The 10,683-nt window shown below is 61.8% G+C and carries 11 protein-coding genes; 7 read left to right on the top strand and 4 right to left on the bottom strand.

The genetic code is table 11. The features are described from left to right. Positions 1-81 precede the first annotated feature (81 nt). Positions 82-1,224 carry an MFS transporter gene (locus ACW9IB_RS24380; RefSeq protein WP_457415823.1) on the top strand — a complete coding sequence of 381 codons (1,143 nt, stop codon included), beginning with the start codon at positions 82-84 and terminating at the stop codon, positions 1,222-1,224. A 65-nt stretch (positions 1,225-1,289) separates the two neighbouring features. Here the strand turns inward: ACW9IB_RS24380 and ACW9IB_RS24375 are convergent, their stop codons facing one another. Further along, complete coding sequence (locus ACW9IB_RS24375; protein WP_457415822.1) at positions 1,290-2,858, bottom strand: phospholipase D family protein; 1,569 nt, start codon at positions 2,856-2,858, stop codon at positions 1,290-1,292. A gap of 62 nt (positions 2,859-2,920) precedes the next feature. Next, the gene (locus tag ACW9IB_RS24370; RefSeq protein ID WP_457415821.1) at positions 2,921-4,345 is read right to left on the bottom strand and encodes an aminotransferase-like domain-containing protein; all 1,425 of its coding nucleotides are present in this window, start codon (positions 4,343-4,345) and stop codon (positions 2,921-2,923) included. 166 nt (positions 4,346-4,511) lie between these two features. On the opposite strand from ACW9IB_RS24370, the gene ACW9IB_RS24365 reads away from it, so the two are divergent. Beyond that, on the top strand, positions 4,512-4,736 hold the full coding sequence (locus tag ACW9IB_RS24365) for a DUF1127 domain-containing protein (RefSeq protein ID WP_457364930.1): 225 nt from the start codon (positions 4,512-4,514) through the stop codon (positions 4,734-4,736). A 1-nt stretch (position 4,737) separates the two neighbouring features. Here the strand turns inward: ACW9IB_RS24365 and ACW9IB_RS24360 are convergent, their stop codons facing one another. Further along, on the bottom strand, positions 4,738-6,030 hold the full coding sequence (locus ACW9IB_RS24360) for an NAD(P)/FAD-dependent oxidoreductase (protein ID WP_457415820.1): 1,293 nt from the start codon (positions 6,028-6,030) through the stop codon (positions 4,738-4,740). Between the two features lie 115 nt (positions 6,031-6,145). Here ACW9IB_RS24360 and ACW9IB_RS24355 point away from each other — a divergent pair, with 115 nt between their 5' ends. After that, positions 6,146-6,499 (top strand): YkgJ family cysteine cluster protein, encoded by a 354-nt coding sequence (locus ACW9IB_RS24355; protein ID WP_457364842.1) that lies wholly within the window; start codon positions 6,146-6,148, stop codon positions 6,497-6,499. A 56-nt stretch (positions 6,500-6,555) separates the two neighbouring features. Here ACW9IB_RS24355 and ACW9IB_RS24350 read toward each other — a convergent pair whose 3' ends face one another. Beyond that, positions 6,556-7,044: an Lrp/AsnC ligand binding domain-containing protein gene (locus tag ACW9IB_RS24350; RefSeq protein ID WP_003176896.1), complete on the bottom strand. Its 489-nt coding sequence runs from the start codon at positions 7,042-7,044 to the stop codon at positions 6,556-6,558. A gap of 156 nt (positions 7,045-7,200) precedes the next feature. Between ACW9IB_RS24350 and dadA the strand changes: the two genes are divergently transcribed. The 4 genes from dadA to ACW9IB_RS24330 all read left to right on the top strand — a co-directional run bounded on the left by dadA (position 7,201) and on the right by ACW9IB_RS24330 (position 10,644). Continuing rightward, the gene (gene dadA / locus ACW9IB_RS24345) at positions 7,201-8,502 is read left to right on the top strand and encodes a D-amino acid dehydrogenase (RefSeq protein WP_457364843.1); all 1,302 of its coding nucleotides are present in this window, start codon (positions 7,201-7,203) and stop codon (positions 8,500-8,502) included. Beyond that, on the top strand, positions 8,474-8,827 hold the full coding sequence (locus ACW9IB_RS24340; protein ID WP_457415819.1) for a RidA family protein: 354 nt from the start codon (positions 8,474-8,476) through the stop codon (positions 8,825-8,827). The genes dadA and ACW9IB_RS24340 overlap by 29 nt, the downstream gene beginning before the upstream one ends. 79 nt (positions 8,828-8,906) lie before the next feature. Beyond that, positions 8,907-9,980, top strand: coding sequence for an alanine racemase (gene alr / locus ACW9IB_RS24335; RefSeq protein ID WP_457364844.1), 1,074 nt, complete (start codon positions 8,907-8,909; stop codon positions 9,978-9,980). 115 nt (positions 9,981-10,095) lie between these two features. Further along, positions 10,096-10,644, top strand: a complete 549-nt coding sequence (locus tag ACW9IB_RS24330) for a cupin domain-containing protein (RefSeq protein WP_003176893.1) — start codon at positions 10,096-10,098, stop codon at positions 10,642-10,644. Positions 10,645-10,683 lie beyond the last annotated feature (39 nt).

Raw genomic sequence — 10,683 nt, 5'->3', positions numbered from 1 at the left:
GACTGACCCAGCGTATTCGCGAGCAAGCCCGCTCCCACACTGATTTGTGTGTTCTCAAACATGATCCACAGGAGCGTGGAAATGCGTTGGGCGACTTACTTTGCCGTCCTGGCCTCGGTGCTCAGCGTCGGCCTGGCGCTGGGTGTCAGCATGCCGCTGGTGTCCCTGCGCCTGGAAAGCTGGGGCTACGGAAGTTTCGCCATTGGCGTGATGGCGGCCATGCCGGCTTTTGGCGTTCTGCTGGGGGCCAAGGTCTCCAGCCGGATGGCCTCGTGGTTGGGTACTGCCAACCTGATGCGCTTGTGTCTGTGGGCCGGCGCAGTGTCCATCGGCTTGTTGGCGATCCTGCCGAGCTACCCGGTGTGGCTGGTGCTGCGGCTGATGATCGGGGTGATCCTGACCATCGTGTTCATCCTCGGTGAAAGCTGGATCAACCAATTGGTGGTGGAGCAGTGGCGTGGCCGGCTGGTGGCGTTGTACGGCTGCAGCTATGCGTTGAGCCAGCTTTCGGGGCCCCTGTTGTTGGGATTGATCGGCACCGACCACGACTACGGTTTCTGGGTCGGCGTGGGTCTGTTGATGGTGGCGCCGTTGCTGCTGTTGGGGCGTACCGGCGCACCGACGGCCGAGTCCTTCAGTGTGACGCTCGGCGACCTGTGGCACTTCTGCCTGAGCCTGCCGGCGATTGCCTGGGCGGTGGCGTTGTTCGCCGCGTTCGAAGCGATGATTCTGACGCTGCTACCGGTGTATTGCCTGCAACAGGGCTTCACTGCCGAAATCGCCCTGGCCATGGTCAGTACGGTGGTGGTCGGCGATGCGTTGCTGCAACTGCCCATCGGTGCATTGGCGGACTACCTGCCTCGGCGCACGCTGTTCCTGGGGTGTGCGCTGTTGTTGCTGGCGTCGAGCCTGGCGGTTCCGTTGCTGATGCACACGCTGTTGATCTGGCCGATCTGGGTGCTGTTCGGTGCGAGTGCGGGGGGGCTGTTCACGCTGTCGCTGATCCTGATCGGCGAGCGTTATCGGGACGATGCGCTGGTGCGCGCCAATGCCCACGTGGCGCAGCTGTGGGGCATCGGCTGCCTGATCGGCCCGCTGGTGGCCGGGGCGGGCAGCCAGTGGATCAGTGGGCATGCATTGCCGTTGCTGATGGCGGCGGGTGCCTTTGGATTGGTGATGTTGCTCCTGCGTCAGGGAGCATTCGGTGCAGCACAGCCCGCCTGACGTTGGAACACGACAAACATTGTGGGAGCTGGCTTGCCAGCTCCCACATGGGTTCGGCAGTGTGTTTAGAGCATGCGTTCCAGCCCGACGCTGGTGGCGAACCAGGCATTGAACCTGCGCCACCAACTGCCCGGCTCGCGGGTCAGGGTGTGCAACTGGCCGTTGTCCTCCGTGACCCATACCACCTGCCCATCCTGTAGTTTTGCCTCATAGCTCAAAGCCGGCGCCATGCCTTGCAGGGCCAGGTTGCGCACGTGTTCCGCCAGTTCCGGGCTGTCTACCAGCACGCCGACTTCGGTGTTCCACAACACCGAGCGCGGGTCGAAGTTGAAGGAGCCGATGAAGGATTTTTCCCGGTCAAAGATCATCGCCTTGCTGTGCAGGCTGGAGTCCGAGCCACGGAAGGTGCCGCGTCGAAACAGGTGCGGCCCGCTGCCGGCGCCGGGGTCGCCCGGTTGGCGGCGCAGTTCGTAGAGTTTCACCCCGTGCTCCAGCAACGCCTTGCGGTAAGGCGCATAACCGCCGTGTACGGCGGGCACGTCCGTGGCCTCCAGTGAGTTAGTCAACAGACTCACTGAAACTCCGGCATCGGCGCGCCCGGTCAGGTAGACGAGGCCGGGTTGCCCAGGGACGAAGTACGCCGAAATCATCATCAACTCGCGGCGGACCCCCTTCAACTCCGGCGCCAGTTGTGTGGTCAGCAACAGCTGCGGATCCGGGTCGGCCTTGGACAGCATCTTGCTCGGCGCATCCCACAGCGCCTGGTTCCAGGCCCAGATCAGCTCGCGGCGCCAGATGTCCATGCGCGGTTGAGTCTGATAGGTGCGCAAACGGTTGTAGAGCACGTGGTTCTGCTGGCGCGACTCGGCCAGCGATGCCTCCAGGCGCACGCGGGCGGCGGCGAGATCGCCTTTGGAAGGTGTGCTTGAAACGAAATCGTCGATGGGTTTGCTCAGCGCGCTGTTCCAGTACTGGTCGAAACTGTGCCCGAGCTGTTCAGCCACCGGCCCGACGCTGAGCATGTCGATATCGGTGAAGTTCAGGTTGGGCTCGGCGTCGAAGTACTCATCCCCCAGGTTGCGCCCGCCGACGATGGCGACGCTGTTGTCCGCGAGCCACAGTTTGTTGTGCATGCGCCGGTGTTGCAGTGACAGGTTGAACAGTCGGCCCATGGCCCGCGTCACGCCGGTACTGCGCCCCAGATGCAGCGGGTTGAACAGGCGAATTTCGATGTTGGGATGGGCGGCGAGGGTGGCGATGATCTGGTCGAGGCCGTCACTGGTGGTGTCGTCCAGCAGGATGCGTACCCGTACGCCACGGTCCGCCGCCTTGAGCAGTTCATCCACCAGCATGCGTGTGCTGATGCCGTCGTGAACGATGTAGTACTGCAGGTCGAGGCTGGTCTGGGCGTTGCGGATCAGCTCGGCGCGGGCCATGAACGCTTCGCTGCTGTTGGGCAGCAGGCGAAAGCCCGAGCGCCCCTGGTGCGGCGCGGCCTGGGCCTGGATCGAGCGGCCAAACGAAGATTGCGCGGCGGGCAGGGCGTCGCTGGGGATGCGCGGTACCTCCACGGTGGCGCAGCCGCCCAGCGTCAGGGCGCCCAACAGGCAAAGCGGTAAAAGCCGTTGCATCATCAAGGACGTCGCTTCCAGAACAGGGCGGTTGTGGGCATAGGACGGTTATTTCCCGGGAAAGGTCAGTCCGCCGCTTCGGCCAGCATCTTGCTCGCGGCCGCACCGACCTTGCGCACGGCCTCTTCAATCTGCGGGGTTGGCTTGGCAGCGTAGTTCATGCGCAGACAGTTCCGGTACTTGCCCGATGCAGAAAAGATACTGCCTACGGCCACCTGTACGCCTTGTTCCACCAAAATGCGATTGAGCTTGAGGGCGTCGAAGCCTTCCGGCAGTTCCACCCACAGCATGAAACTGCCCTGGGGCCGGCTCGCACGAGTACCGGCGGGGAAGTAGCGGCTGACCCAATCGATCATCAAGTCGCGATTGCGCTGGTATTGAGTGCGCATCCGGCGCAAATGCGGTTCGAAATGGCCGCCTTTCAGGAATTCGGCAATAGCAATCTGCGGTTGTGTGGCAGTGGAGCCGGTGCTGATGTATTTCATGTGCAGCACCCGTTCGAGGTAACGGCCCGGAGCTACCCAGCCGATGCGCAGGCCAGGGGCGAGGGTTTTCGAGAATGAGCTGCACAGCAATACACGGCCATCCTCGTCGAAGGACTTGATGGTGCGCGGGCGCGGGTAGCTGTAGGCCAATTCGCCATACACATCGTCTTCGATGATTGCCGCGTCAAAGCGCTGGGCCAGGGTCAGCAGTGCCTTTTTACGCGCCTCCGGCATGATGTAGCCCAAAGGGTTGTTGCAGTTGGGCGTCAGCTGGATGACCTTGATCGGCCACTGCTCCAGCGCCAACTCCAGGGCTTCGAGGCTGATGCCGGTGATGGGGTCGGTGGGGATTTCCAGGGCTTTCATGCCCAGGCCCTTGAGGGTCTGCATGGCGCCGTGAAAGCTGGGCGAGTCCACCGCGACGATATCGCCAGGCTCGCAGATCGCGTGAATGCTGGCGGACAGCGCTTCGTGGCAGCCGGTGGTGATGACGATGTCTTCGGCGGTCAACTGACAGCCGGAATCCAGCGACAATCTCGCAATTTGTTCGCGCAGTTCCATACAGCCAAGAATATTGTCGTAGTACAGCCCCGGCAGATCCTGGCGACGGCTGACGCGTGCAAGGCTGCGAAGCAAGGGTTTCATGGTGGGCGACAATACATCCGGCATGCCACGCCCCATCTGTATGACGTTCTTGCGAGGCACGGCGCGAATCAGCTCCAGCACCTGGTCCCATTGCGAGATTTCCACTGGACGCTGGGCCGGGCGACCCACCTCGGGGAGGGCTGGCAACTCGCGACTGACGGGCACGAAGTAGCCGGACTTCGGCTTCGGTGTGGCCAAGCCGTTGTCTTCCAGCAAGCGATAAGCCTGCTGGACAGTGCTCAGACTAACCCCATGTTCTACGCTCAAGGCCCGTACGGAGGGCAACCGATCGCCGGGGCGATAGAAGCCCTGTTCGATGCGGGTGCCGAGCAATTCGGCGAGATTGACGTAAAGCGTCATGACGGTCGCTCCCTGGAGACCAGTACAGATGAGGGAAAAATACAGGATTCAGCCGTCGATAGGCAGTATCTGTATGGATTTAATAAATATGGGTTGAATCTGTATTGGTTTTTGTCATCCGCCCATTCTAGTCACTCATGGCAACAGGCAAATGAGGGGCAGCAAAATGAGCGGCATGAGCGATGTGCGGTTGGCGTTACACGGTCAGGAACTGGAAGCGGGGCAGGAGCGGGTGTTGTCCGTGCCCGCTCTGAGTCGCTGGGATGCGTTCTGGCGCCGTCGTCATACCCGCAAAGCCTTGCTGGAGTTGACCCCCGAGCAATTGCGCGATGTCGGGTTGAGCGCCGAACAAGCGCGCCAGGAAGGTTTGAAACCCTTCTGGCGCAGCTGATTCACACCAGCTCTTTGAGGCGATGCCAGAGCATCCCCAGCGCCAGCAGCGGCGAGCGCAGGTGCTTGCCGCCGGGGAAGGTGATGTGCGGCACCTGAGCGAACAGATCGAAACGGCCCTGCTGCTGACCGCTGATGGCTTCGGCCAACAGCTTGCCGGCCAGGTGCGTGGCATTCAGTCCATGGCCTGCGTAGGCCTGGGCGTAATACACGTTGGGCTGGTCTGCCAACCGTCCGATCTGCGGCAGGCGGTTGGCGCCGATGCCGATCATGCCGCCCCACTGATAGTCGATTTTTACGTCGGCCAACTGAGGGAACACGTGCAGCATCTTCGGACGCATGTAGGCGCCGATGTCCTTGGGATCGCGACCGGAATAGTGGCAGGCGCCGCCGAACAGCAGGCGGCGGTCGGCGGACAGCCGGAAATAATCCACCGTCACCCGCTGGTCACACACCGCCATATTTTGCGGTAGCAGGTCGGCAGCCTGCGCTTCGCTCAACGGTTCGGTGGCGATGATGTAGCTGCCGGCGGGCAGCACCTTGCCGCTCAAGTGCGGGTTCAAGCCATTGAGGTAGGCGTTGCAGGCCAGTACCAGGGTTTTGGCGCGCACGTTGCCCTGGGCGGTGTGGATGTTGAGCGTGGGGCCGTAGTCGATGCGGGTGACTTCGGACTGCTCGAACAGCTTCACGCCCGATTGCTGCGCCGCTGCGGCTTCACCGAGGGCCAGGTTCAATGGGTGCAAATGGCCGGAGCCCATATCGATCATGCCGCCCACGTAGCGGTCGGAGCCGATCACGCTGCCCATTTCGCCCGCTTGCAGCAGGCGCACTTCATGGCGATAGCCGAGGCCGCGCAGTTCTTCGGCGTCTTCGGCCAGGCCGTGCAGGTCGCGAGGTTTGTTGGCAAGGTCGCAGTAGCCCCAGGTCAGGTCGCAGGGGATTTGGTAGCGCTCGACGCGCTCGCGTACGATCTCCACGGCTTCCAGGCCCATCAGCTTCATCTGGCGCACGCCGTCGGTACCGATGATATGGGCGAACTGATCCAGCCCATGGCCGACGCCGCGAATCAGCTGGCCGCCATTGCGCCCGCTGGCGCCCCAGGCAATCTTGCGCGCTTCCAGCAACGCCACGCTGAAGCCGCGTTCGGCCAGTTCCAGTGCCGTGTTCAGCCCTGAAAACCCTCCGCCGACCACACACACATCCGCCGTGATTTCGCCGGTCAACGCCGGGTAATCGGGTTGCGGCACACTGCTGGCCGCGTAGTAGGACGTGGTGTGCCGGGCGCTGGCGGTCATGGGGAGCATCCCTGTTTGGAAAATTTGACGCAGGATACAGCGGTGAGGCGAAGCTGTCTGCGCGGGGCGTTTTGCGGCAGAATCCACGCGTGTTCGCCGTTCGGTATGGGTTTCGATGAGTTGCAACCGTCAGACAATCAGCGCATTGCGCAGGCAGATTCCTTCGTTCGAGTGTGTGCCCGGCTGCCACGACTGTTGTGGTCCGGTGACCACATCGCCCGAGGAAATGTCGCGCCTGCCCCGCAAGACGGCCGCTGAGCAGGACGCCGCCATGGATGAGCTCAATTGCGTGCACCTGGGACCGAATGGCTGCACGGTGTATGACGAGCGTCCTTTGATCTGTCGCTTGTTCGGCACCACCCAGACCTTGCCGTGCCCGAATGGGCGCAGGCCGGTGGAGCTGATTCATCCACGGGTTGAGAAGCAGATTCACGACTACATGGCCAGCACTCGGCAAGTGCTGGTTTAACTCGGTTAATGTGGGAGCTGGCAAGCCAGCTCCCACAGTTGACGGTGTTGTGTCAGTCAGTCCGGGATCGGCAGGTTCAGGCTCTCCTTCACTTCCTCCATCACGATATAACTCTTGGACTCGCGCACATGGGGCAGCTTGAGCAAGATATCGCCGAGCAGTTTGCGGTACGACGCCATCTCCGAAATGCGCGCTTTCACCAGATAGTCAAAGTCCCCGGACACCAGGTGGCACTCCAATACATGGGGCAGCTTCAGCACGGCGCGACGAAATTCTTCAAAGGTGTCGCCGGACTTGTAATCGAGGCTGATCTCGACAAACACCAGCAGGCTGCCTTTCAAATGTTGCGGGTTGAGCCGCGCGTTGTAGCCCATGATGATCCCTTCGCGCTCCAGGCGGCGTACCCGCTCGGTGCACGGCGTGGTCGACAGCCCAACCTTTTCGCCCAGCTCCGTGAACGAAATGCGCCCGTCGGTTTGCAGGATGCGCAGGATGTTGCGGTCGATCTTGTCCAGCTCCCGCTTGGTCTGGGTGTTGGTACGCATAGGGGATACGCCTCTGTGAAAAGGGTTTTTGCCAAGAATTGTCGCCAAATATAGGTGCTTATATAGTGAAATGCACTGGCAATAGTTTTTTACACTGCGCACATCATTGCTCGAACAACACACGTCAGCGGCCACGCCCGCGATGAGGATATAAAAATGCGCGTTCTGGTCTTGGGTAGCGGCGTCATTGGTGTGACCAGTGCCTACTATTTGGCGCGGGCCGGTTTTGAAGTGGTCGTGGTCGACCGTCAGCCTGCCGCTGCCATGGAAACCAGTTTCGCCAACGCCGGCCAGGTCTCTCCAGGCTATGCTTCGCCCTGGGCTGCGCCAGGCGTGCCACTCAAGGCCATCAAGTGGCTGTTGCAGCGCCACGCACCGCTGGCGATCAAGGCCACCGGCGACATCGATCAATACCTATGGATGGCGCAGATGCTGCGCAACTGCACCGCCAGCCGCTATGCCGTAAACAAGGAGCGCATGGTGCGGCTGTCCGAGTACAGCCGTGATTGCCTTGATGAACTGCGCGCCGAGACCGGCATTGCCTACGAGGGCCGTAGCCTGGGGACTACCCAGCTGTTCCGCACCCAGGCCCAGCTCGACGGCGCGGCCAAGGATATTGCCGTGCTTAAAGAGTCCGGCGTCCCCTTCGAGCTGCTCGACCGCGCCGGCATCGCCCGCGTCGAACCCGCCCTGGCCAGCGTCACCGACATCCTCGCCGGCGCCCTGCGCCTGCCGAACGACCAGACCGGCGACTGCCAGATATTCACTACTCGCCTGGCCGACCTGTGCAAGGAACTGGGCGTCGAGTTCCGTTTTGAACAGGATATCCAGCGCCTCGACTACGCCGGTGACCGCATCAACGGCGTGTGGATCGACGGCAAGCTGGAAACCGCCGACCGCTACGTGCTGGCCCTCGGCAGTTACTCGCCGAAGCTGCTCAAGCCACTGGGGATCAAGGCACCGGTGTACCCACTCAAGGGCTACTCGCTGACTGTGCCGATCACCAACCCGGCGATGGCGCCGACTTCGACCATTCTCGACGAGACCTACAAGGTCGCGATTACCCGTTTCGACAACCGTATCCGCGTCGGCGGCATGGCGGAAATAGCCGGTTTTGACCTGTCGCTGAATCCTCGTCGGCGCGAAACCCTGGAGATGATCGTCAACGACCTTTATCCTCAGGGCGGCGACTTGACCGAAGCCAGTTTCTGGACCGGTCTGCGTCCGACCACTCCCGACGGCACGCCGATTGTCGGTGCCACCCCGTTCAAGAACCTGTTCCTGAATACCGGCCACGGCACCCTCGGCTGGACCATGGCCTGTGGTTCCGGGCGCTTGCTGGCCGACCTGATGGCGAAGAAAACACCGCAGATCAGTGCGGCCGGCCTCGACATTTCCCGTTATGGCAACCACCAGGAGTCTGCAAAGCATGTCCATCCAGCGCCAGCTCACCAATGAGCGCATGAGCCAGATCGTCGTTCACAGCGGTACCGTGTATCTGGCCGGGCAAGTCGGCGACGACATGAGTGCCGGCATTGAACGGCAGACCCGTGAAACCCTGGCCAATATCGAGCGTTTGCTGGACCTGGCCGGCACCGATAAAAGCAAGTTGCTGTCGGTGACGATTTACCTGAAAGACATCGACGCCGACTTCGCCGGCATGAACGCGGTGTGGGACAAGTGGTTGCCCAAGGGCGTTGCTCCGGCCCGTGCCACTGTCGAAGCCAAGCTGTGCGAACCGGAAATCCTGGTAGAGCTGTCCGTTGTGGCGGCCCTGCCTTAAACCTGGATCCCTCTCCCGGTGCCGACGTTGTCGGTCGGTACCGGTTTTTCTTCACTCTGCCGCCTAGAAGCCTGCCGCCATGCGTCCTGCCCGTGCCCTGATCGATCTCCAAGCCCTGCGCCACAACTACCAATTGGCCCGTGAAGTCACGGGGGCCAAGGCCCTGGCCGTGGTCAAGGCCGATGCCTACGGGCACGGTGCCGTGCGTGTGGCCCAGGCCTTGGAAGCTGAGACCGATGGGTTTGCCGTGGCGTGTATCGAAGAGGCGCTGGAGCTGCGCGCGGCGGGGATTCGTGCGCCGGTACTGTTGCTCGAAGGCTTTTTCGAGGCTGACGAGCTGCCGCTGATCAACGAGCATGATTTGTGGTGCGTGGTGCATTCGTTATGGCAGTTGGACGCGATCGAGCAAGCCAGGCTGAGCAAGCCGCTGACCGTCTGGCTCAAGCTGGATTCGGGCATGCACCGTGTCGGTCTGCACCCCAAGGATTATCACGAGGCTTATCAGCGCCTGCTGGCGAGCGGCAAGGTTGGGAAAATCGTCCTGATGAGCCACTTCGCCCGCGCCGATGAGCTCGACTGTGTACGCAGCAACGAGCAAGTGGCGGTATTCGAAGCGGCGCGCCAAGGCTTGTCGGCCGAAACCAGTCTGCGCAACTCGCCGTCGGTGATGGGCTGGCCGAATGTGAGCAGCGACTGGGTGCGCCCGGGCATCATGCTCTACGGTGCCACACCGTTTGGTGAAGACCAGGCCGTGGCCGCGCGGTTGCAGCCGGTGATGACCCTGGAGTCGAAAGTCATCTGCGTGCGCGAACTGCCGGCCGGCGAGCCGGTGGGCTATGGTGCCAAGTTCATTACGCCAAAACCGATGCGTATCGGCGTGGTTGCCATGGGCTATGCCGACGGCTACCCGCGTCACGCGCCAACCGGTACGCCGGTGCTGGTGGCCGGGCAGCGCAGCCAGTTGCTGGGGCGCGTTTCCATGGACATGCTGTGCATCGACCTCACGGATGTGCCTCAGGCCGGGCTGGGCTCCCCGGTGGAGTTGTGGGGTAAAAACATCCTCGCCAGTGACGTTGCGACTGCCGCCGAGACCATTCCGTACCAGATTTTCTGCAACCTGCGCCGTGTGCCAAGGCTCTATTCCGGCGCCTGACGCGGCCCTACGGATGACGGTCGCCCGGATTTAGGCCCAAGTGTTGTAAATACTGAACGCTGTCGCCATGATAACGCTCACTACAACAACGCCTGAATCCTAGGAGGCTCCTGCATTGGACGTCGGCGAACGACTGCAATCCATCCGTAAACTCAAAGGTCTTTCCCAGCGTGAGCTTGCCAAGCGTGCGGGCGTCACCAACAGCACCATTTCGATGATCGAGAAAAACAGCGTCAGCCCCTCGATCAGCTCCTTGCGCAAGGTGCTGGGCGGCATCCCCATGTCCATGGTCGAGTTCTTTTCCGAGGAGATCCTCCAGGAAATACCCACGCAGATCGTCTATAAAGCCAATGAGCTGATCGACATCTCTGACGGCGCCGTCACCATGAAACTGGTAGGCCGGGCGCACCCCAGCCGGGCGATTGCGTTTCTCAACGAAATTTATCCGCCTGGCGCCGACACTGGCGAAGAAATGCTCACCCACGAAGGCGAAGAAACCGGGATTCTGGTGGAAGGCCGCCTTGAATTGGTGGTCGGACTTGAAACTTTTGTGCTCGAAGCCGGCGATAGCTACTACTTTGAAAGCACCAAGCCCCATCGTTTTCGCAACCCGTTCGATGTGCCGGCGCGACTAATCAGCGCAGCCACACCGGCGAACTTTTGACAGAAGAGGCGTGCTGCCAGCGTTGCAGACACACCCGTA

This window comes from Pseudomonas sp. SDO524_S393 (assembly GCF_054071875.1).
The sequence above is the reverse complement of the archived record's forward strand: the minus strand, read 5'-3'. Positions and strand labels throughout refer to the sequence as shown.